Here is a 22,264-nt window from a genome sequence, read left to right as displayed (position 1 = left end):
TCATGAGCACCGGTCAACCGCTGCCCCCACCGCCGACGAATCGGAAGTTCGCCGCGCTCGTGGTCGGCGCGATAGTGGCGGCGGCCATCGTGATCACCGGTGGCGTCGTCGCAATCCGTCGGGTCCTGGACCCCGGTATCACCAACCTCGAGACCTCGATGGCGGTCGGGCGGCGCGACTTTCCCGATTGGCCGACGGCCACGCTCGACGGACCCAAGCAGAACGCTGCCACCCGGACGACAACCGACGACGTGTCACCGCAATTCTGTGTGCCCTTGGCCGGCGCACCGAGCAGACAGTCGGTTCAGGTGCAGCTGAAGAAGGACACCCACCATGCCCTGGCAGTCTGGCTGAGACTGCCGTACGAGTGGCCGAACTACCGCGAGGCTGCCCGCACCTGCACGCGATACACGCTGAACGACCTGCTCGTGATCGACGTCCACCATCAGGCGAATCGCAAGGGCCTGCCCGCCTGGGCGGTGACCGTTCGCGAGACAGTTTCCGACCGCATCGGCCTGGTGACACCGTTCTTGAGCGTCAAGGTGCTCGGGCAGTACCGCGGGGTGTCGGTCACCGCCATCTGCCTCATGACGACCACCGACCAGCCGCAGACCTGCGACCAGCCGCTGGTCTCGTTGTTCAACGCGCAGGTGCACAAGCTCGCCGCGGTGTGACCCTCGTTCACCGGCCATTTCCTCGGCCCGGTTAACCTCCGCGAATGCTCGCACGCATCGGCGCCCTGCTGACCACCTTCGCCCTGACTGCCGTGCCCATCGCCACGGCCGCTCCCGACACTTTCGACCTGCAGGCACACCGCGGCGGACGGGGCGAGACCACAGAGGAATCGCTGCGCGCGTTCACCAAGGCCATCGAGCTCGGTGTCACCACGTTGGAGCTCGACATCGTCCTTTCCAAGGACGGTGCGCCCATGGTGTGGCACGACCCGACCATCCAGCCCGACAAATGCACCGACACCGGCCCCGCCGTCCCCGGTGACCCGCAGTACCCGTACGTCGGCAAGCTCGTGCACGACCTCACCCGAGCCCAGCTGCGCACCCTGAACTGCGGCAAACTGCTCAGCGGATTCCCGGCCGCCGAAGTGGTGACCGGAAACAAGATCGCCACGCTCGACGAGGTCTTCGCGCTCGCCGACGCGCACCACGCCGGTGTGCGGTACAACATCGAGACCAAGATCGAAGCCGACAAGCCCGAAACATCAGCGGCACCACAACAATTCGTCGACGTCATCCTCGGCACCGTCCGGGCCGCGGGCAAGGTCGACAAGGTCGAGATCCAGAGTTTCGACTGGCGCACCCTGCCCCTGGTCCGCCAGCAGGAACCCGGCATCCCACTGGTGGCGCTGTGGGATGAGACGACGTGGGTGCCGAATTCGGCATGGACGGCAGACGTGAATCCGGCGGTGGTCGGTGACCCGATCGCCGGGGCGGCGTCGGTCGGGGCGAACATCCTGTCTCCCGGCTACTCGGTCCCCTACGGGCTGACACCGAAGGACCCGGGGTTCGCGCTGATCGCCGACCGGGCATTCATCGACCGCGCACATGCCCTCGGCCTCAAGGTGATTCCGTGGACGATCAACGACGCCGACACCATGCGCGCGCAGATCGCCGCCGGCGCCGACGGCATCATCACCGACTACCCGGCCCGGCTCCGCGCGGTGGAGTCCGCACTCGGGATGCCGCTACCGGCGGCCTACCGCTAGCCGAAGAATTCGGCGGCGTCGTCGTACCGGGTCTGCGGCACCAACTTGAGCTGGCGCACCGCATCCGCGAGCGGCACCCGGCCGATCTCCTGACCCCGCAACGACACCATCATCCCGTACTCACCCGAGTGCGCGGCGTCGGCGGCGTTGACGCCGAACCGGGTGGCCAGTACCCGGTCGTGGGCCGTCGGGGTACCGCCGCGCTGCACGTGGCCCAGCACGGTGGTCCGGACTTCCTTCCGGATCCGCTTCTCGATCTCGATGGCCAGCTGCTGCGCGACACCGGTGAACTTCACATGCCCGAACTCGTCAATTCCGCCGTCGCGCAACTGCATTGAGCCCTCTGACGGCCGCGCCCCTTCGGCGACCACACAGATGAAGTGCGAGTCACCGCGCACGAAGCGCTGTCTCACCAGCCGGCACACCTCTTCGATATCGAACGGCTGCTCGGGAATCAGCGTCATGTGCGCACCGGAGGCCATCCCCGCGCCCAGCGCGATCCAGCCCGCGTGCCGGCCCATCACCTCCACCAGCATCACCCGCTGATGCGACTCGGCGGTGCTGTGCAGTCGGTCGATGGCCTCGGTGGCGATCATCAGCGCGGTGTCGTGGCCGAAAGTGACGTCGGTGCAATCGATGTCGTTGTCGATGGTCTTGGGCACACCCACCACGGGGACGTTCTCCTCGGCCAGCCAGTGCGCGGCCGTCAAGGTGCCTTCGCCGCCGATCGGGATCAGCACGTCGATGCCGTTGTCCTCGAGCGTCTGCTTGATCTGATCGAGCCCGGCCCGGAGTTTGTCGGGGTTGACGCGCGCGGTGCCCAAGATGGTGCCGCCCTTGGCCAGCAGCCGGTCGTTGCGATCGTCATTCTTGAGCTGCTCACGACGATTCTCGAGCAGGCCGCGCCAGCCGTCCCGGAACCCGACGACCGTCGAGCCGTACCGGACGTCACAGGTACGGACCACCGCCCGGATCACCGCGTTCAAGCCAGGACAGTCACCACCACCGGTCAGCACGCCTATCCGCATGCCCCCATACTGCCCGCTCGCGGGTTTTGGTTCGCGTCGAATGTGCAGTCAGCTCGCCGGCTCCGCAGATCCGGCGAGCTGTGTGCACGCTCGTGGCTATACGGCGGTGGGCAGTGCGCCGCGGGCGGCTTCGTAGGCCGCACCGACGCGGTACAGCCGGTCGTCAGCCAGGGCGGGCGCCATGATCTGCAGACCCACCGGCAGGTTGTCGTCCGGCGACAGGCCCGACGGCACCGACATGCCGCAGTGCCCGGCCAGGTTCAGCGGCAACGTGCACAGGTCGAACAGGTACATCGCCAGCGGATCGTCGACCTTCTCCCCCAGCCCGAATGCGGTGGTCGGGGTGGTCGGGGTGACCAGCACGTCGACCTTCTCGTAGGCCTGGTCCAGATCACGGGCAATCAGGGTGCGCACCCGCTGGGCCTGGTTGTAGTAGGCGTCGTAGTAGCCCGAGGACAGGGCGTAGGTGCCGATCATGATGCGGCGCTTGACTTCCGGGCCGAAGCCGGCGGCGCGGGTCAGCGCCATCACTTCTTCGGCGCTGTGGGTGCCGTCGTCGCCGACCCGCAGGCCGTAGCGCATCGCGTCGAAGCGCGCGAGGTTCGAGGACACCTCGGACGGCAGGATCAGGTAGTAGGCCGCCAGCGAGTAGTCGAAGTGCGGGCAGTCGACCTCGGTGATCTCGGCGCCGAGGTCGGTCAGCTGGTCGACCGCGGTGTTGAACGACGACAGCACGCCGGGCTGGTAGCCCTCGCCGGTGTGCAGCTGCTTGACCACACCGATCCGGACGCCCTTCAGGTCGCCGGCGGCACCGGCCCTGGCTGCCCCGACCACGTCGGGCACCGGAGCGTCGACCGAGGTGGAATCGCGCGGGTCGTGGCCCGCGATCACCTGGTGCAGCAGCGCGGTGTCGAGCACCGTGCGGGCACACGGTCCGCCCTGGTCCAGCGACGATGCACAGGCGATCAGGCCGTACCGCGAGACCGTGCCGTACGTGGGCTTGACGCCGACGGTCGACGTCAGCGCGGCCGGCTGACGGATCGAGCCACCGGTGTCGGTGCCGATCGCCAGCGGCGCCTGGAAGGCCGCCAGCGCCGCGGCACTACCGCCGCCGGAACCGCCCGGCACGCGGTTGACGTCCCAGGGGTTGCGGGTCGGGCCATAGGCCGAGTTCTCGGTGGACGACCCCATGGCGAATTCGTCCATGTTGGTCTTGCCGAGGATCGGGATGCCGGCCGCACGCAGCCTGGCGGTGACGGTCGCGTCGTACGGCGACCGCCAGCCCTCCAGAATCTTCGAGCCGGCCGTGGTCGGCGCGTCGGTGGTGGTGAAAACGTCCTTGAGCGCCAACGGAACTCCGGCGAGTGGCGAGGCCAGCGGCTCGCCCGCCGCCACCTGCTTGTCGACCGCGGCGGCCGCGGCCAGCGCCTCCTCGGCGCCCACGTGCAGGAAGGCGTGATAGGTCTCGTCGGTGGCGGCGATCTGGTCCAGGTGAGCCCGGGTGACCTCGGTGGCCGACACGTCGCCGGCGGCGATCTTCTCGCCGAGCGTGGCCGCGTCAAAACGGATCAGGTCGCTCATTCTGCTTCTCCCAAAATGCGCGGCACGGCGAACCGGCCATCCTCGGCCCGCGGGGCCTCCGCCAGCGCCTGGTCCTGCGAGAGGCTCGCTGCCTCGACGTCGGGCCGGGTGATGTTGACCTCTTTGAGGGGATTGCCGGTCGCCTCGATACCCGTGACGTCGACGGCCTGAATCTTGCCGACGTGCGCCAGGATGGCATCGAGCTGGCCTGCGAAACTGTCCAGCTCACCATCGGTCAGGGCGAGCCGGGCCAGATTCGCCAGATGGGCGACATCGTCCCGGGAAATCTTCGACACGTCTAAACACCCTAGTGGGAGGCCGGGCGAGCGCAGCGACGGGGAATACATCCGTGACACGCACCGCACCCGCACGTCCTGCCGTCGCCACGACGCTGTGCCACAGTTGTGGCGTGTCCTCCTATCTGATGCGGGTCCAGCTCGAAGACCGCCCCGGTAGCCTCGGCTCGCTGGCGGTGGCTCTCGGCACGGTGGGCGCCGACATCCTGTCGCTCGACGTCGTCGAACGCGGCCCGGGCTACGCCGTCGACGACCTGGTGGTCGAGCTGCCGCTCGGGTCCATGCCCGACACCCTGATCACCGCGGCAGAGGCCCTCAAGGGCGTGTACGTGGACAGCATCCGGCCCCACACCGGGCTGCTCGAGGCCCATCGCGAACTGGAACTGATCGACCACGTGGCCGCCGCCAAGGGCAAGGCCGCCCGCCTCCAGGTGCTGGCCGACGAAGCCCCGCGCGTGCTGCGCGTCGGATGGTGCGTCGTGGTGACCGGCGGCGCCGAACCTCGCCGCATCGCCGGCAGCCCGGGTGCGCCCGAGACACTCGCCGACTCGGCACCGTGGCTACCGCTGGAACACGCCGCCGCCCTGGACGCCACGGGCGACTGGGTGCCGCAGTTCTGGCGGGACATCGACACCACCCTGGCCGCGGCGCCGCTGGGTGACCCGTACACCGCGATCATGCTCGGCCGCCCGGGCGGCCCGGCCTTCCGTCCGTCGGAGGTCGCGCGGCTCGGATACCTCGCGGGCATCGTCGCGACCATCGTGCGCTAGGCGTTACCAGCGAATTCCCAGCCAATCTGGTGGTGCGCGAATGCCGTTGCGTCGCGGCGTCAACTGCTAGCGTTCTCGCCACATCTCGCTGGAGGCCTGCGTGAGCACATTTCTGATCGTCATCGGCGTGCTGCTACTGATCGCGGCGATCATCGTCGTGGTGCTCGCGTTCACCCGGGCGAAGAAGCCGGGAACCTCCGGCGCCCGCCAGGACCCGCTGAAGTCAGGCGAGATGCCGGTGTTCGGGCCGAAACAGTTGGGGCCCGGCGCGATCGTCAGCTACGGCGGCGTCGACTACGTGGTGCGCGGCTCGGTGACCTATCGCGAAGGCCCGTTCATCTGGTGGGAGCATCTGCTGGAAGGCGGTCAGGGAGAACCGATCTGGTTCAGCGTCGAAGAGGACGAGGGACGGCTGGAACTCGCGTTCTGGACCAAGCGCCCCGACCTGGCGCTGCAGCCCGGCGGCCCGCACACCGTGGACGGCGTCCAGTACACCGAGGTCGAGCGCGGGCAGCCGTATTACAGCTGCGAAGGCACCACCGGATTGCCGTCCAACGGCCAGATGATGTACGTCGACTACACCAGCGGGGGCCGCGCCGCACTGCTGAGTTTTGAGCAATGGGGCCCGAATACGCCGTGGGAGGTGTCGACCGGCAAGGTCATGTCGCCCGGTGAACTCACGGTGTACCCCGCGCCGCCCGCGGGTTCGTAGGCGCCATGACCCGGGGCAAGATGCTGATTCTCGCCGGGGTGCTGGCGATCGCGTCAGTGATCTGCCTGGTGTTCGGCATCAGCACCGCCCGCACGGTCCAGTCGTACGTCAAGGACCACTACCAGAACGTCGGCAACAACACCTACCGATGCGACGGGGACCCGAGCGACGTGGCCGACGACCTCGCCGAGGCCCACCAGCCGCAGGCACGGGCGACCGACCAGGGCAATTACTACCTGCGCTACAGCGACTCCATCGTGATCGTCGGCGCGGGCTCGGGGCAGGCCTGCTCCATCCGAATGGAGAGCCTCAACTCCGGCTACAACCACGGCAGCTATTTCTTTCTGGGTCCGGGTTTCAGCCCGGGATCGCCGTCACACAGTTCCGGCGGCAGCTCGGGCGGGCCGGGCGGCGTCAAATGACCAAACCAATTCCGAGGAGACTCCGATGAACCTGGCCGCCATCGACTTCGGCACCGTCCATACCGACGCACTCATCCAGAACGTGGTCAGCGCAGCCCTGTACTTCGTGGTCGGAGTCCTGGTGCTGGCCGCCGGCTTCGTCATGGTCGACGTGCTGACGCCCGGCAATCTGCGCCGCCAGGTCTTCGTCGAGCGGCGGCCCAACGCGGTGGCCGTCACCGCCGCCATGGACGTCTCACTGGCAGCCATCATCATCACCGCCATCCACTCGAGCTCCGACCGTCTCGGGCAGGGCCTGATCGACACGTTGATCTACGGGCTGATCGGCGTCGCCCTGCAGGGTCTGGCCCTGGTGGCCGTGGAGTTGTTGGCGCCCGGCCACTTCCGCAATGACATCCACTCCGAGGACTTCCACCCCGCCGCGGTCGCGGTGGCCGTTGTCCTGCTCGCCGTCGGCGGTATCAACGCCGCCGCCCTCACCTGATGGTGACAGAGGCCATCGGGACGGCCCCGACGGCCCCCGAGCCGGTCATCGGAACCCGGTGGCGCGCGCTGCTTTTGGCGGCCGTGGCGGCGTGCGCCGCGTGCGGCATCGTCTATGAGCTTGCGCTGCTGACTCTTTCGACGAGCCTCAACGGTGGCGGCGTGGTGTCGACCTCGCTGATCGTCGCGGGCTACGTGGCGGCCCTGGGCGTCGGCGGGCTGCTGGCCAAAGCACTGCTCGGTCGTGCAGCCATCAGCTTCATCGCGGTAGAGACCGCGCTGGGCGTCGTCGGCGGTCTGTCGGCGACGGTGCTGTACGTGACGTTCGCCTACCTCGGTGACTCGGACTGGGTGCTGGGCGTCGCGACAGCGCTGATCGGTGGATTGGTCGGAGCCGAGGTGCCGCTGCTGATGACGCTGTTGCAGCGGGGCCGCGTGGCCGGGGCCACCGACGCGGGCCGGGTGCTGGCCAACCTCAATGCCGCCGACTATCTGGGCGCCCTGCTGGGCGGCCTGGCGTGGCCGTTCCTGGTCCTGCCGTACCTGGGCATGATTCGCGGCGCTGCCGCCACGGGGATGATCAACCTGGCTGCCGCAGCGGTGGTTTCGGTGTTCCTGCTGCGCCGCATCCTGAGCCGGCGCGAATTCATCGGCGCACTGGGCGCCCTCGTGCTGGCGTTCGCGGTGCTGGCCACGCTGATGGCGTCCGCCGACGGCATCGAGACCACGTCCCGGCAGCGGCTGTACGCCGACCCGATCGTCGCCTATCGGCATTCGGCCTATCAGGAGATCGTGGTGACCCGCCGCGGCGACGACACCCGGCTGTATCTCGATGGCGGACTACAGTTCTCGACGCGCGACGAGTATCGGTACACCGAGTCGCTGGTGTACCCGGCGCTGGGTGCGGGCGCGCGCTCGGTGCTGGTGATCGGCGGCGGTGACGGCCTGGCGGCGCGGGAATTGTTGCGCCAGAAAGGTATCGACCGGATCGTCCAGGTCGAGCTGGATCCGGCGGTGGTCGCGGTGGCGCGGACCAAGCTGCGGGACGCCAACGCCGGCGCACTCGACGATCCGCGGCTCCAGCTGATTCTCGACGACGCCATGACCTGGCTGCGGGTCCCACACCCGGACGTGGTGCCGCCGGGCGGATTCGACGCGGTCATCGTCGACCTACCCGACCCCGACAACCCGGTGCTCGGCCGGCTGTACTCCACGGAGTTCTACAGCCTGATTGCCCGGGCGCTGGCGCCGCAGGGATTGCTCGTGGTCCAGTCCGGCAGCCCCTACTCCACGCCGATCGCGTTCTGGCGCACGGTATCCACCATCGCCTCCGCAGGGCTGGCCGTGCGGCCCTACCACGTCGAGGTGCCGACGTTCGGCGACTGGGGCTTCACCCTCGCCCGCCGCGGCCCGGAGCCACCGATGCCGGTGCTACCGAAAGACGCTCCCCCGCTTCGGTTTCTGAATCAGCAGGTGCTCGACGCCGCCACCGTCTTCGCGCCCGACACCGCGCCGCAGCACCTGCCGCCGTCGACGTTGGAGCATCCGCTGATCGTCGACGACATGCGTCGCGGGTACCGCTGACCTTCCAGCTAGCCGGTAGGGACGACGGACGCCCGCAGGAATGACATCGGGCCGGCCCGGCGCGACGCTTGATGCCATGACAACCCTCGCCGCACCAACGCTCGACATCCCCGTCTCCGACAAACCCGACTCCGACCACCTGCCCGTCCCGGCGCCCCGGTCGCGAACAGACGAATCCCCCAGCCCCACAGCAAAATACGTCACCGAGGCGATCGGCACCTTCATGCTGGTGTTCACCGTCGGCGCGGCGGTGTACAGCGGAAGCCCGTTGGCGCCCCTGGCCATCGGCGCCGCGCTGATGGTGATGATCTACGCCGGCGGGCACATCTCCGGCGGCCACTACAACCCGGCCGTCACGCTGGCCGTCCTGTTACGCCGCCGAATCGAGCTGCGCGACGCCGTCGGCTACTGGGTTGCGCAGCTCGGCGCGGGCCTGGTTGCCGCACTCACCGTGTGGGCGGTCATCGATCCCGCGCAAGCCGCCAAGACCGCCGCCCTGACGCTGTCGGGCCACGCCATCATCGCCGCGTTCCTGGTGGAGCTGATCTTCACCTTCGCCCTGTGTTACGTCGTGCTCAACGTCGCGACCAGCCGCAGCCATCCGAACAACGGCTTCTACGGGTTGGCCATCGGCTTCACCGTGGTCGCCGGCGCGGCCGCCGTCGGGAGTATCTCGGGCGCGGCCTTCAACCCGGCCGTCGTCCTCGGGGCCGCGGCGATGGGCCTGTTCGCCTGGCCCACGCTGTGGGTCTATCTGATCGCGCAGATCGCCGGCGCCACCATCGCGGGACTGACCTTCCGCCACCTCAACCCCACCGACCAGTAGGGCCAAGTACGAGCCCGCTACGCGTCCCCCGAGGCTTCCCCCTCGGGGGATGCCTCCGTTTCGGGACCGACCTCCAACAGGCGCCGGAAGCCGTCCTCGTCGAGGATGGGCACCCCGAGCTCAACGGCCTTGTCGTACTTGGAACCTGGTGCGTCACCGGCCACCACATAGGCGGTCTTCTTCGACACCGAGCCGGCCGCCTTGCCGCCGCGGACCAGGATCGCCTCCTTGGCCTCGTCGCGCGAGAAACCGGTCAGCGAACCGGTCACCACGATCGACAGACCCTCGAGGTTCCGCTCGATACCGGCGTCGCGCTCGTCGGCCATCCGGACGCCCGCGGCCCGCCACTTGTCGACGATGGCGCGGTGCCAGTCGACGGTGAACCAGTCGATCACCGCGGCGGCGATGGTCGGGCCGACGCCCTCGACCGCGGCCAGCTGTTCCTCGGAGGCTTCGGTAATCGCTTGCAGATCACCGAATTCCGCGGCCAACGCCCGGGCCGCCGTCGGGCCGACGTGCCGGATGGAGAGCGCCACCAGCACCCGCCACAGCGGCTGTTGCTTGGCCTTGCCGAGGTTGGCCAGGAGCCGGGCGCCGTTGGCGGACAGCTCGTTCTTCTGAGTGGTGAACAGGCTGGTGCGCAACAGCTGTTCCGCGGTGAGGTCGAAGACGTCGCCCTCATCGGTGATCACGTCGGCCGCCAGCAGCGCGGTCGCCGCCTCGTAGCCGAGGCCCTCGATGTCGAAGGCACCGCGGCCCGCGACGTGGAACACCCGCTCTCGCAGCTGCGCCGGGCAGGACCGCGTGTTGGGGCAGCGGATGTCAGCGTCGCCCTCCTTCGAGGGCGCCAGGGTGCTGCCACACTCGGGACACGTTGCAGGCATCACGAATTCGCGTTCGGTGCCGTCACGCAGATCGACGACGGGGCCGAGCACCTCGGGGATGACGTCGCCGGCCTTACGGATCACGACGGTGTCGCCGATCAGCACGCCCTTGCGCTTCACCTCGGTGGCGTTGTGCAGCGTCGCCAGCCCGACCGTCGACCCCGCGACGGTGACGGGCTCCATGTAGGCGAACGGCGTGACCCGACCGGTGCGTCCGACGCTGACCCGGATGTCGAGCAGCTTGGTGGTGACTTCCTCGGGCGGGTACTTGTAGGCGATGGCCCAGCGCGGCGCCCGGCTGGTGGCGCCGAGGCGCCGCTGCAGCGTCCGGTCGTCCAATTTGACCACCAGACCGTCGATTTCGTGGTCGACGTCATGGCGGTGCTCACCCCAATACGCGACGCGCTGCGCTACCGCGGCGATGCCGGTAACCCGGGTGGTGTGGTCGGACACCGGCAGACCCCAGGCCTGCAGCGCGCGATACGCGTCGTGCAGCGACGCCGGCTCGAAACCTTCGGTGTAGCCCAGCCCGTGGCAGATCATGTGCAGCCGGCGGCGTGCGGTGACGGCCGGATTCTTCTGCCGCAACGACCCGGCGGCGCTGTTGCGCGGATTGGCGAACGGCGCCTTGCCTTCCTCGACGAGGCTGGCGTTGAGCGCGGCGAAATCCTCGACCCGGAAGTACACCTCGCCGCGCACCTCCAGCACGGCGGGCACCGGGAATTCGTCGGTGCCGGTCAGCTGCTCGGGGACGTCGGTGATGGTGCGGGCGTTGAGCGTGACGTCCTCACCGGCGCGGCCGTCGCCGCGGGTGGCGCCGCGAACCAGCTTGCCGTCGCGGTACACCAGGGCCAGCGCGACGCCGTCGACCTTGAGCTCGCAGAGATATTCGAGGTCGCTACCCAGTTCGTTGGTGAGCCGCGCCGCCCATGCCGTCAGCTCGTCGGTGTTGAACGCGTTGTCCAGCGACAGCATCCGCTCCAGATGCTGTGCCTCGCCGAACTCGGTGGCGAATCCGGCGCCGCCGACCAACTGCGTCGGCGAATCCGGCGTCCGCAGTTCGGGGTACGTGTCCTCGAGCTGCTGCAACTGCCCCAGCAGCTTGTCGAACTCACCGTCGGAGACGATCGGCGCGTCCTTGACGTAGTAGCGGAACTGGTGACCGCGAACCTCTTCGGCCAGTTCCTGCCATTGCCGGCGCACGTCGGGATCGGGTGAGCTCACGGGGTAAGGCTAGCGAAGGGGTACGACGTCAGGCCGCGATGATCCCCGACGACGTCCCGCACGCCACCAGGACGGTGCAGGCAGCCACCGGACTCAGCGGCTGCGGATCCTCGGTACCGACCAGCGGCGGCAACGGCGGCATGAAGATCGGCACGAGGCTGGCCCCGGTGACCCCGGTGAGCCTGGCGACGATCTGCGCGACGACGTTCGTCGCCGCATACGACAGGTCGCCGACCAGCTGCACGGGCACGGTCATCGCCTGTGCCAGCGGGCTGATGATGAAGATGTGCTGCGCCGCGATCGACTCCAATTGCGCCGTCACCTGATCGAAAGCCTGGTTGAGGAAGTAGGGCACCGACGCGGCGACGGTCCGCACGCCGAGCGTCAGATCGGTGCCGATGTTCGGGTACCCGTACTTGCCGATCACATCCAGCACCGTGGCACGCAGTGCCGCGTCGTCATCGATCGGCTTCACGGTGCTGCCGCCCAGGTTGGTGATCGAGACACCGTCGGACCTGGGAGCGGTCGTGCCGCCGAACAGAGTCACGACCGTCGGCGTGACGTCGACGATCTGGTACTTCAGGTTGACGCCGCCGGCGGTGAACAGGTCCGGGTTGTTGGCGATGACGAAAGTCGATGTCTCATTGGGTGATTGGAAGCCGTGTCCGAGGCCCTTGCTGTCCTGGTGGCCGTGGTCGGTGACGACGATGACGGTCCACTGCTCCCCGGTGGCCGCTTCCCAGTCGTTGACCGACTGCATGATCTCGCCGATGTTGCGGTCGACATTTCGCACCGCGTCGGCGTAGGCCGTGGAGGCGCCGCCGTAGTTGTGCCCGTTCTCGTCGACCCCGACGAAGTAGCTGAACACGAAGTTCGGCTTGTTCGGGTCGGCGGCGCCGATCGCCGCCTCGGTCGCGTCGCCGACGGCGTCGTCGGTGAGTGACCAGTTGGCGTCGCCCGCGATGTGGGAGATGTTGACGACGTGGTCTGCGCCGACCGAGCCCGACACGGCGATGGCCGAGACGACGTCCCAGTTCGCGATCACGGTGGTCTGGATACCGGGGTTGAACGTCTCGAGTCGGTTGAACACCGTGGGCCACTTCTTGTAGACCGCCGGATTGAAGATGTTGTTGATGACGCCGGTCTTCTCACCCCAGGCGCCGGTGAGGATGGCGGTCCAGGACGGATTGCTGATGGTGGTGTGCCCGGCGATGCTGGCCGGCGCGGTGGTGCCGCCCTGCATCAGCTGGAAGAAATTGGCGTTGGCCGGGTCGGCCAGCACGCGGCTCAGATTGGTGCCGTCGACGCCGATCACCAGGACGTTGGGCGTGGTGTCGACGAGCGTCGAAACCGACTGCGGTGCAACAGTACTGGCGGGTTTGACGGTCTTGCGTTCCAGCTCGTCGCGGACCGCGGCCAGGGCCACCAGCACCGACGTCGCACTGAGCGGCGACACCGGCGCCTGCAGCGACCGCAGGGCCTTGGTGAGTTTGGCGATGGGAGCGGTGGATACCGCGGCCACCTTGACGGCGGGCTGTTCGCTCGTGGCCTGCGGCGCGACGGCAGCGGTGACCGCCGGCGCCGCGACAGTCTTGGCCGGCTCGGCGGCCGTCACATGCTCGGCCGGCTTGATGGGAGCGACGCGCGGTGGGCGCACCCGCGCCGCGGGCTTCGCCTGCTCGGTCGCTGCCGTCTTGTCAGAGGCGGTCGGGGCGTCGGAGGCGGTCGGCTTCTCGGCAGCAGTGGGCTTCTCGGCGGCGGTCGGCTTCTGCGCCTTCTTGTCCGGCTTGGCGGCCTGGTCCTTGTTGGCGGGCTTCGACTTCGACTTGGCGGGCTTCCGCTGCTTCTTCGCCGGGGCGTCCGACGATGCACCTGCCGACTGCCCTGGCTGGGAGGTCTGGGACGTCGTACCTGCCCCTGCGGCGGTGTCGGCCCAGGCGGGACAGTCGCTCCACCCCGCGAGCGCGGTACCGATCCCCAGTGCGACCGCCAGTCCCCCGACCCGACCAACAAAACTTCCAGCTGTCATCCGGAATGTATAACGCGCGACAATTACCGATCGCACAGGAATCGCCAACCTGATGCACAGTCAATTTGAAGGTTGGCCGTCCTCATGTCACCGCGCGGGCAGGTCAAGGGTTACCGTGGCAATGTGCCGCATCCGATCATGTTCGACGATGACGACCCCGGCCTGGCGGAGCTGCGAGCGGTGGCGCTGAGCTTCCCTGAAGCGTTCGAGAAAGTGTCCTGGGGCCGGCCGGTGTTCTGCGCACCCAAGATGTTCGCGATGTACGGCGGCAATTCGAAGGCGACCGGCGAGATGGTCGCCTACCCGTACTCACTGTTGGTCAAGGTCGACGAGTCCGACCGCGCAGCGCTGGAACAGGATTCGCGCTTCTACTACCCCGCCTACATGGGACCGTTCGGTTGGCTCGGGCTGGATTTCACCGCGGCGAAGGTCGACTGGAACGAGGTCCGTGAGCTGCTGGACGCGTCATTCCGGCTGGTCGCGACGAAGCGGCTGGTCAAATTGCTCGACGCGCAATGAGATAGGCCTGCGCGGTGGATTCGAGTCCGTCGTCCGGTTGCCGGACCAGTTCGGCATAGACGCGGAACCCGCTGTTCGACAAGAGATCTGCGACGGCCGTGGATTGGCGGCGGATGAACGTCAAGCTCACCGGCTCGCCGTCGAAGTCCGTCAGCACCCGCGGTTCGTCGCCGACCTGAAATGCCAGCAGCACCATGCCGCCAGGCGCCAGCACCCGGTGGAATTCGGCGAAGACGTGCGGCAGATGCGTGTCTGGCACATGGATGATCGAGTACCAGGCGCAGAGCCCGGTGACGCTGCCGTCCTCCGCATCGAGGTCGAGCATCGAGCCAACCCGAAACGCCAGGCCCGGGTTGTGCTGGCGTGCCTGCGCGATCATGTTGGGAGACAGATCGATTCCGGTCACATCCAAGCCGGCGGCCGCGAGTGCCACGGTCGCCACCCCGGTGCCGCAGCCGACGTCGAGCACCGGGCCTCGCGGTACCAGCTCAGCGAACGCGCCGATCATTGCGCGGTCCACCGGTCTGTCATCGAGATGGTGCTGGAAGCGCGCGACATAGTTCGCGGCCGCCCGGTCGTAGCCATCGCGTGTCGTGGCCAGAAAATCAGGCATCGGCCAACGGTACGCGGGCATGGTGACACGGTCGGCCCGATGCGTGACATCCGCAGCGCACCGACGTGTCGTGCCACCGGTCGCTATTGACACCGGGTTAGCTTGCGGGACTGTCACTTTCACCGCCTTCGTCGTCTCCGCTCTCGGTGGGATAGAGCTGGGGTTGGTAGATGGTGTTGGTGCGGGGTTGGCCGACGTCGAGCAGTGGTGGTGGGGTCCAGTGCGCGCGGCCGTTTCTCATTTCTGTGGTCCAGCCACCGTCGGTGGCCAGGCGGTTGTCGGGGCCACAGGCCAACGTGAGGTCGGTGATGTCGGTCCGGCCGCCGTCGCGCCAGTCGGCGACCGCGTGGTGGGCTTGGCAGTCGGCGGCCGGCCGGGTGCACTCGGGGCGGCTGCAGCCTTTGTCGCGGGCGAACAGCGCCAGGCGTTGGCCGGTGGTCGCGGTGCGCCGCGCCCGGCCCAAATACAACGGAACATCGGCATGGTTGTCGAACACCGTGAGATAGCAGGACGCCCCGGCCTGCGCGGCCAGGTTCAGCAGGTCCTTGACCGGCAGGGAGCTGCCGGTGTGAGTCTGCGCGACCCCGGCGCGCTGCTCGAGTTGTTCGAGAGTGCAGGTCGCCACGATGGTGACCGGGAAGCCATTGTGCTCACCCAGATCAGTGGACAACAGCAGTCGGCCCATCGTTTCCCAGGCATCGTGCTGGCGCTGAGCTAGCGTGCGGTGATCGTTGTCGATCTGCTCTTGGGTGGGCGTTCCCGAGGTGCAGGGGTGTTCGTCGGCAGGGTTGCACATGCCAGGGGCCGCGTACTTGACCATCAACGCTTCATAGACCGCGCGTGCTGTCGGGGTGAGCCGACCCCGCAGCTCACTGCTGCCATCGGCAGCCTGCTTCGATAGCACCAGGGCACGGTCCCGGTCGGGTTCGGGGTCGCGGTCATCGGGTTCGGGGCCGTCCTGATTGAGTTCGTAGAGCTTGCGTTTGACCACCGACCGCAACCCTTCCGGGGTGAGGTTGCGGGCGGCGGCCACCAGCGCCAGTTCGCACTCATCGAGGGTGTCCAGGCCGGCCCAGGTGGGCAGTTTCGCGAAGAACGATTCGATGACATCGACATGATCAGCATTGATCGCTCCCGCAGCCACGGCGGCAGCGACATGCGGACGCAGCGGCGGCAACAGCTCCCCGGTCAACGATCGCCGCGGGCCCAGGAGTTCGGCGTGCCGGACCCGGCGGCGAGCCTCCTCGCTACTGAGCCGGTCCCGGGCACGCATCGCGTCGGCCCAGTTTCTCGCCCCGATCTCCTGTGCGGTGGTGTGGGCCTGCAATGCGGCCACCACGGCATGATCAACGGCTTGGGCGGCGCACCGCATCTGCTCACGGTGGGATTGCACCGCCAACAACTCCGGCACCGACAACGCCATGTAGTCCACCGCCGCAACCCGCGCCTGTGCCGTGTCGAGGTCGGTGTAGACCTCCTCCACGGCGGTGGTGCTGGCAATGTCCATAGTCGAACACTAGTTCGAACTACCGACAAATTTTCACAGTTTGGGACACCTGTGCCGAAAGTGATTGATGAGGTCAAACATGTTGCCCAGCAGGATGTTCCACCCGCTGACGTCTACTCCGGAGCCACTGAGCCGAACTCGTCAGTCCTCGCGGAACCCGGGCACCCACTTGTCGACGATCTCGGCGTAGTTGATGGTCGCGTCCAGCTGCGCGGCGATCCCGAGCAGACCACCGAGCACCCGGAACATCATCAAGTAGTTGGGCGGCAGGTTCAGCTGACGGCTGGTCTTGAACGTCGCGGCGAACTGCTCGCTGCGGATGTCTGCCGCGGTGGCGGCGATGCCCTGCAGCCACCGGCGGCTGAAGTGGAAGCTCTTGTGCCGCAACGGTTCGATGTATGGCAGCAGGTAGGCGTTGATCTCCTCGTGAGAGACTGTGGCCCCGGCGGGGATGAAACCTTCCTCCCGTAGGTAGGTCGTCATCTCCTCCCACTTCTCGTCCCGCGCGAGCCGCAGGATGGGCCCGGTTGCCCGCGGCAGGCCGCCTTCGTGGACCGCGCAGGCGCCGAAGTCCATGACGCCGAACCGCCCGTCGTCCAGCAACATGAAGTTGCCCGGATGAGTATCGACGTGCAGCAGGCCGCAGCGGTACGGGGCGCTGATGGTGACCTCGAGCAGCATGTGCGCGCACCGGTTGCGCTCGTCTTCGGTGCCGCTGGTGATGATCTCGGAGAGCTTGCGGCCCTCCATCCACTCGGTGATGACCACCTTCGGGGACGACGCGACGACCGCCGGCACGTAGAACTGCGGATCGCCCGCAAAAGCCTTCGCGAAGGCGCGCTGATAGTCCGCTTCGATCCGGTAGTTCAGCTCTTCCTCGGTACGCTCGATCAGTTCGTCGATGATGCTCTTGACGTCGGCGCCCGGAACCACCTGCTTGAACAGCGTGGTCAGCATCCGCAGGGTCTTGAGGTCGGCGCGCACTGCCTGGTCGGCGCCCGGGTACTGGACCTTGACCGCGACCCGGCGGCCGTCGCTCCACACCGCGCTGTGCACCTGACCGATGCTCGCGGAGGCGACGGGCTCGTCATCGAAAGACTGGAAGCGCTCGCGCCACTTCGTGCCCAGCTGGCTGTCCAGCACGCGGTGCACCTTGTCCGCCGGCAGCGGCGGGGCGTCGCTCTGCAACTTGGTCAGCGCTTCGCGATAGGGCTCGGCGAATGCCGGTGGGATGGCGGCCTCCATCACTGAAAGCGCCTGTCCGAGCTTCATTGCAGCGCCCTTGAGCTCCCCCAACACCTGGAACAGCTGCTCAGCGGCCTTCTCGACCAACTCCGCGTTGACGTCGTCTTTCGATTTGCCGGCCATGCGCTTGCCGACGCCCAGGACGGCGCGGCCTGCGATCCCGGCAGGAAGGGTTGCCAGCTTGGCGGCACGTCCCGTGCGGCCACGGCGGATTTCAGCCATGGAGTTGATCTTGTCTTTCTTAGCCGATCTTGACAACAACCCCTAAAAAACTGGCACAACCACGAGTTCGTGCGGCTGGTTGTTCATGGACACGCAGCCGTCGTCCGTGACGACGACGATGTCCTCTATCCGCGCGCCCCACTGCCCCGCGAAATAGACCCCGGGCTCGACGCTGAACGCCATGCCAGGCTCCAGCGTCAACCCATTGCCCGCCACGATGTAGGGCTCTTCGTGGACCGACAGGCCGATGCCGTGGCCCGTGCGGTGGACGAACACCTCGGCAAGCCCTTCTGCGGCAAGCACGTCGCGGGCCGCCGCGTCGATCTGCTCGGCGGTCATTCCTGGCCGGACTGCGGCCACCGCCGCGGCCTGCGCGCGCTGCAGCACCGAATACTGTTGCGCCACCACGGGATCGGGTTCACCGATGCTGTAGGTCCTGGTGCAGTCCGAGTTGTAGCCGGGCTCGACCGGACCGCCGATATCGACGACGACGATGTCGCCGACCTGTAGTTCACGGTCGGAGCATTCATGGTGCGGGTCCGCCCCGTTCGGCCCCGAGCCGACGATGATGAACGCCACCTCCGAATGACCCTCGGCGACAATCGCTTCCGCGATGTCCGCGGACACGTCGGCCTCGGTGCGTCCCGGCACCAGGAACTCCGGCACCCGCGCGTGCACCCGGTCGATGGCCGCGCCGGCCTTCGCCAGAGCGTCGATCTCGCTGGGGTCCTTGATCATTCGCAACTGCCGCAGCACGTCGGTGGCCAGCACCGGCACCACACCGAGGACCGACGCCAGCGGCAGCAGGTGCAGCGCGGGCATGGCGTCAGTGACCGCGACGGCGCTGCCCGGCAACGCGGCCGCCACCAGCGCGTAGGGGTCATCGCCGTCGACCCAATCCTGAACCGCCAGGCCCAGTTCCACGATCGCCGACTCCTTGAGCGAGGCCAGTTCCAGCCGCGGCACCACGACCGTCGGTGTCGAACCGTCCGCCGGCACCACTAGCGCCGTCAGCCGCTCGAAGGTCTGCGCCCGTGACCCCACCAGATACCGGAGGTCGTACCCCGGGGTGATGACCAAACCGGCCAGGCCGGCGGCGTGGGCAGCAGCGGCGGCCGAGCGCAGACGCGCGGCATAGACGTCGGTGTTGAATCGGCCAACTGTCACATTCCCCGTCGCTTCGCTCGCCCGCATGCCAATAGGCTAGTGCGATGCCGATCGACATCCCCGTAACCTCCCCCGTCGCTTCGCTCGCCTCATGACCCAGCCGATCCTGCTCCTCGACGGCGCCAGCATGTGGTTCCGCTCGTTCTTCGGGGTGCCGTCCTCGATCACGGCGCCCGACGGCCGCCCCGTCAACGCGGTCCGCGGTTTCCTCGACAACATCGCGGCCCTGGTCACCCAGCACCGCCCCGGCCGCCTCGTGGTGTGCCTGGACCTGGATTGGCGGCCGCAGTGGCGGGTCGACCTGATCCCGTCCTACAAGGCGCACCGGGTGGTCGAAGAGGTGCCTGGCGACGACCCCGACATCGAAGAGGTGCCCGACGACCTCACGCCGCAGGTCGCCATGATCATGGAGTTGCTCGACGCGTTCGGCATCGCCACCGCGGGCGCACCGGGCTTCGAGGCCGACGACGTGCTCGGCACGCTGGCCACCCAGGAACAGACCGACCCGGCGATCGTGGTCAGCGGCGACCGCGACCTGCTGCAGCTCGCCAGCGATGACGCGCCAGGAATCAGGGTGTTCTATATCGGCCGCGGCCTGGCCAAGGCAGTGCTCTACGGGCCCGCCGAGGTTGCCGAGACCTACGGCGTCCCGCTGGATCGTGCCGGTGCCGCGTACGCCGAGCTGGCCCTGCTGCGCGGCGACGCGTCCGACGGGCTGCCGGGCGTCGCCGGGATCGGCGAGAAGACGGCGTCCACCCTGCTGCAGACCTATGGCTCACTCACGGCGATCGAGGCCGCCGCCCAGGACTCAGCCTCCAAAATGGCTGCGGCACAACGGAAGAAGCTGCTCGCCGCGACCGACTACATTGCTGCCGCGCTGCCCGTCGTCCGGGTCGCGACCGATGCGCCGGTGTCCATGTCGACCGATTCGGATGCCTTGCCGCTCGCCGCTCGCGACCCGCAGCGGGTGGCCGAGCTGGCCGGCACGTACGGCGTCACCAACTCGATCGCACGGCTCCAGAAGGCCCTGGACAAGCTGTAGCTCGCCGAACTACCCGCGAGCAGTCCGCCTGAGTGAAGTGCTCCCCAATGTCAGTGGTCACTCTTGATTCTCGCTCGGCATCGTCATCGCGATCGGCACGGGGGCGAATCGACTATCACCATGCCGGCGTTCACCACCATGGCTTGGCGGTATGCGCACTAGTAGCCGCGCTGGGCGTAGATGCGAGGAAGCGCCACCGCGGGCGACTCGGTCGAATTGGTCCTCGAAGCCAGTTATTCGTGCCGGCCAAGCCAATAGAAAGTTCCGGCCTTCTGGCGTCGCTAGCGCCGGCAACAGCGTCGCGCGCATGCGGTAGCACTCACGGGTGTCATGGTTCACAGATCTCAACGAAGGACTCCAATCTCGCCGCGTTCGGCCCCACAGCACTCAAGAACGGCCCATCTGGGGATTGCCACCCCAGATAGCGGCATGTTAGTTTTTGAACGGAAATTAAATCTGGTGTTGCATACTTCAGATGGGTGAGACTCGCATGACCGCTGACACGTCAACCGGTCGCCGGTACGGCGGACTGGCCGCGCAGGCACGACGCGACCAGCGTCGTGCGCGACTGGTGAGTGTGGGCCGGGAATTGCTCAAGTCCGACGGGGTGGCCCAGGTAACGGTGACCGGTGTCTGCGCCAAGGCGGGGCTCAACGACCGGTATTTCTATGAGAACTTCACCAATCGCGCCGCGTTCCTCGAGGCACTGTTCGAAAGCGCCACTGCCGAACGTGCCGCGCGGGTATTCGCCCAGGCGTCGCTGGTGGGCGACGTCGCGGCACGGTTGCGCATCATGGTCGATGGCACGGTTCAATCGATCCTTGACGACTTCCACCCCGATGATCTGACCTCGGCTGGCAGCGGCGAAACCCTGTGGCGTTACCGGGCGACCCTGACGAAAATGGCGGCGAACGTCTCGGCCGGGTACGCCGAGACCATCCTCGGGCCGGGTGTCGGCCAGTCCGTCGACTTCCAGATGAGTGTGCTGTACGTGGTCGCCGGCGCCGCTGAACTGGTCATCGCGTGGCTGGCCGGAACACTGGATCTGTCGCGCGAACAGTTGGTGGACAAGTGCGCCCGCATGATCAACATTGCCCTCGCCGGGTTCGTCGCGGAATTCACCCCGTGAGTCAGCAGCCCATTCACGGTCAACCAGCGATGCAGTCGACGAAAAACACACCATCCCCTTGTCAGTCAGGAGAATCCATGTCCGGCCCAGAACTCGAGCTACCCACCGACGTTGACGGAAAGCGCCGGAAAGCTCCGGGGGCTGTCGTGTTCGACAGGGACTCCATGTTGTGGCAGATGTTTGCCGACCCGCGGCCGTGGATTCTCAACGGGACTGCAGCGTTCATCTTGCAGGGTATGCACCCGGTGATTGCCGCCGCGGTATTCGATCACTCGACCGTGTTCAGTGACCCCGGTCGGCGGGCCTGGCGATCGTTGGATGCGGTGATGCGATGGATCTACGGTGGGGATCGGGCACTCGATGAAGCTCGCGTCATGCGTGCGATCCATAAAGACATCGTCGGCGTCGACTTCGATGGACAGCGCTACCACGCCCTGCAACCGGAGCCGTTTGCCTGGGTGTGGGCGACCGCTTGGCTCCCGGCAATCGCTTCCCTGGAGCTATTCCAGCCGGAGCCGGTAACCCAGGAACTCAAGGAACGCCTCTACGAGGAGCTCAAGAACCTCGGCCGGATCCTCGGCGTGCAGGAACGGTGCATTCCCTCGACCGTAGACGAGTTCGAGGCCTACTGGGACGACATGATCGCGCGGCTAGCGGCCGGGCATGACGGCATAGCTGAGGGCTTAGGACTTTTCTCGCGTCCACCAGCGCCCCGGTTCGTTCCGCGGCTGCTGTGGTGGCCCATCAGTGTTGTCGCCGGCAGGGCCACGATCTTCCTCCTGGCGGCCGGTGGTCCCGCCGAAATACGGCCCCTTCTCGAGCAACACCTCGGCTATTCGTGGACCCCGAAACGCCAGCGCGCCGCCGAGCGACTGATCACGATTCTGCGCCTCGGCAACAAGGTGCCGGCCCCAGTGCGCCGTCTGCACGAGCCGGCCTTGGTTCGCCTCGCCCGTCGCCGACGATTTCTGACCACTGAGCCGAGTCCCAGCATCCAAGAGTTACTCGGCTCGGCTGCGCTGGACCCGTCCGACGCACCCAAGTGTCCTGCAGACCGACCCGGGATCACCGTCCTGCACGACCCCGCCCTGCGGCGCCGCGTCAATTCCCTGCGACGGGCGCCCAGCCGCACCGAATAGGCCCGCTCGGTCTGAACCCCTTGTGGCGCAGCCATCTATGCGCCGCCGGGCTCGGGAAAGCACCCTCCGCCGATCCACAATGTCGGCGCCGAACACTAGGGAGTACACAGATGACCTGTCCT

General features: G+C 67.5%; 21 protein-coding genes. 12 read left to right on the top strand and 9 right to left on the bottom strand.

The window, feature by feature from the left end; all coding sequences use genetic code 11:
- Window positions 1-2: 2 nt before the first annotated feature.
- Window positions 3-674: a hypothetical protein gene (locus tag A7G45_RS26700; protein WP_260941385.1), complete on the top strand. Its 672-nt coding sequence runs from the start codon at window positions 3-5 to the stop codon at window positions 672-674.
- Window positions 675-718: 44 nt separating this feature from the next.
- On the top strand, window positions 719-1,720 hold the full coding sequence (locus A7G45_RS26695) for a glycerophosphodiester phosphodiesterase family protein (protein WP_260941384.1): 1,002 nt from the start codon (window positions 719-721) through the stop codon (window positions 1,718-1,720).
- Here A7G45_RS26695 and A7G45_RS26690 read toward each other — a convergent pair.
- The 3 genes from A7G45_RS26690 to gatC form a co-directional block, all read right to left on the bottom strand.
- Window positions 1,717-2,748 (bottom strand): ATP-dependent 6-phosphofructokinase, encoded by a 1,032-nt coding sequence (locus A7G45_RS26690; protein WP_043393248.1) that lies wholly within the window; start codon window positions 2,746-2,748, stop codon window positions 1,717-1,719. The two genes, A7G45_RS26695 and A7G45_RS26690, sit on opposite strands and share 4 nt — an antisense overlap.
- A gap of 96 nt (window positions 2,749-2,844) precedes the next feature.
- Window positions 2,845-4,329, bottom strand: a complete 1,485-nt coding sequence (gatA, locus tag A7G45_RS26685) for an Asp-tRNA(Asn)/Glu-tRNA(Gln) amidotransferase subunit GatA (protein WP_043393245.1) — start codon at window positions 4,327-4,329, stop codon at window positions 2,845-2,847.
- The gene (gatC, locus tag A7G45_RS26680; RefSeq protein ID WP_043393243.1) at window positions 4,326-4,625 is read right to left on the bottom strand and encodes an Asp-tRNA(Asn)/Glu-tRNA(Gln) amidotransferase subunit GatC; all 300 of its coding nucleotides are present in this window, start codon (window positions 4,623-4,625) and stop codon (window positions 4,326-4,328) included. Before gatC ends, gatA begins: the two co-directional genes overlap by 4 nt.
- Window positions 4,626-4,738: 113 nt before the next feature.
- On the opposite strand from gatC, the gene A7G45_RS26675 reads away from it, so the two are divergent.
- From A7G45_RS26675 to A7G45_RS26650, 6 genes are all read left to right on the top strand, one after another.
- On the top strand, window positions 4,739-5,395 hold the full coding sequence (locus tag A7G45_RS26675) for an ACT domain-containing protein (RefSeq protein ID WP_110789118.1): 657 nt from the start codon (window positions 4,739-4,741) through the stop codon (window positions 5,393-5,395).
- Window positions 5,396-5,495: 100 nt separating this feature from the next.
- The gene (locus tag A7G45_RS26670; protein ID WP_043393242.1) at window positions 5,496-6,107 is read left to right on the top strand and encodes a DUF4178 domain-containing protein; all 612 of its coding nucleotides are present in this window, start codon (window positions 5,496-5,498) and stop codon (window positions 6,105-6,107) included.
- Between the two features lie 5 nt (window positions 6,108-6,112).
- Window positions 6,113-6,529, top strand: a complete 417-nt coding sequence (locus tag A7G45_RS26665) for a DUF4247 domain-containing protein (protein ID WP_043393239.1) — start codon at window positions 6,113-6,115, stop codon at window positions 6,527-6,529.
- A 25-nt stretch (window positions 6,530-6,554) separates the two neighbouring features.
- Window positions 6,555-7,013, top strand: a complete 459-nt coding sequence (locus A7G45_RS26660; RefSeq protein ID WP_043393237.1) for a DUF350 domain-containing protein — start codon at window positions 6,555-6,557, stop codon at window positions 7,011-7,013.
- The gene (locus tag A7G45_RS26655) at window positions 7,013-8,596 is read left to right on the top strand and encodes a polyamine aminopropyltransferase (RefSeq protein WP_260941383.1); all 1,584 of its coding nucleotides are present in this window, start codon (window positions 7,013-7,015) and stop codon (window positions 8,594-8,596) included. The genes A7G45_RS26660 and A7G45_RS26655 overlap by 1 nt, the downstream gene beginning before the upstream one ends.
- A gap of 76 nt (window positions 8,597-8,672) precedes the next feature.
- On the top strand, window positions 8,673-9,422 hold the full coding sequence (locus A7G45_RS26650) for an MIP/aquaporin family protein (RefSeq protein WP_081936602.1): 750 nt from the start codon (window positions 8,673-8,675) through the stop codon (window positions 9,420-9,422).
- A gap of 17 nt (window positions 9,423-9,439) precedes the next feature.
- Here the strand turns inward: A7G45_RS26650 and ligA are convergent, their stop codons facing one another.
- Entirely contained in the window at window positions 9,440-11,530 is a 2,091-nt protein-coding gene (ligA, locus tag A7G45_RS26645) for an NAD-dependent DNA ligase LigA (protein ID WP_043393233.1), read from the bottom strand.
- Between the two features lie 28 nt (window positions 11,531-11,558).
- Complete coding sequence (locus tag A7G45_RS26640) at window positions 11,559-13,559, bottom strand: alkaline phosphatase family protein (protein WP_260941382.1); 2,001 nt, start codon at window positions 13,557-13,559, stop codon at window positions 11,559-11,561.
- A gap of 123 nt (window positions 13,560-13,682) precedes the next feature.
- On the opposite strand from A7G45_RS26640, the gene A7G45_RS26635 reads away from it, so the two are divergent.
- Window positions 13,683-14,078 (top strand): MmcQ/YjbR family DNA-binding protein, encoded by a 396-nt coding sequence (locus tag A7G45_RS26635; RefSeq protein WP_260941552.1) that lies wholly within the window; start codon window positions 13,683-13,685, stop codon window positions 14,076-14,078.
- On the opposite strand, the gene A7G45_RS26630 is transcribed toward A7G45_RS26635, so the two are convergent.
- From A7G45_RS26630 to A7G45_RS26615, 4 genes are all read right to left on the bottom strand, one after another.
- Entirely contained in the window at window positions 14,056-14,691 is a 636-nt protein-coding gene (locus A7G45_RS26630; protein WP_260941381.1) for a class I SAM-dependent methyltransferase, read from the bottom strand. The genes A7G45_RS26635 and A7G45_RS26630 overlap by 23 nt on opposite strands.
- A 97-nt stretch (window positions 14,692-14,788) precedes the next feature.
- A complete protein-coding gene (locus A7G45_RS26625) occupies window positions 14,789-16,198 on the bottom strand; it encodes an HNH endonuclease signature motif containing protein (protein ID WP_260941380.1) in 1,410 nt (469 codons plus the stop codon).
- Window positions 16,199-16,339: 141 nt separating this feature from the next.
- Entirely contained in the window at window positions 16,340-17,665 is a 1,326-nt protein-coding gene (locus tag A7G45_RS26620; RefSeq protein ID WP_043986603.1) for an ABC1 kinase family protein, read from the bottom strand.
- A 42-nt stretch (window positions 17,666-17,707) separates the two neighbouring features.
- On the bottom strand, window positions 17,708-18,832 hold the full coding sequence (locus A7G45_RS26615) for a M24 family metallopeptidase (protein ID WP_260941549.1): 1,125 nt from the start codon (window positions 18,830-18,832) through the stop codon (window positions 17,708-17,710).
- 91 nt (window positions 18,833-18,923) lie between these two features.
- Between A7G45_RS26615 and A7G45_RS26610 the strand changes: the two genes are divergently transcribed.
- From A7G45_RS26610 to A7G45_RS26600, 3 genes are all read left to right on the top strand, one after another.
- On the top strand, window positions 18,924-19,874 hold the full coding sequence (locus A7G45_RS26610) for a 5'-3' exonuclease (RefSeq protein ID WP_043393225.1): 951 nt from the start codon (window positions 18,924-18,926) through the stop codon (window positions 19,872-19,874).
- A 490-nt stretch (window positions 19,875-20,364) separates the two neighbouring features.
- Window positions 20,365-21,003, top strand: a complete 639-nt coding sequence (locus A7G45_RS26605) for a TetR/AcrR family transcriptional regulator (protein WP_260941379.1) — start codon at window positions 20,365-20,367, stop codon at window positions 21,001-21,003.
- Between the two features lie 77 nt (window positions 21,004-21,080).
- The gene (locus A7G45_RS26600) at window positions 21,081-22,142 is read left to right on the top strand and encodes an oxygenase MpaB family protein (RefSeq protein WP_162625426.1); all 1,062 of its coding nucleotides are present in this window, start codon (window positions 21,081-21,083) and stop codon (window positions 22,140-22,142) included.
- The last annotated feature ends 122 nt before the right edge of the window (window positions 22,143-22,264 follow it).

This window comes from Mycolicibacterium llatzerense (assembly GCF_025331195.1).
Taxonomy (GTDB): Bacteria; Actinomycetota; Actinomycetes; order Mycobacteriales; family Mycobacteriaceae; genus Mycobacterium; species Mycobacterium llatzerense.
The sequence above is the reverse complement of the archived record's forward strand: the minus strand, read 5'-3'. Positions and strand labels throughout refer to the sequence as shown.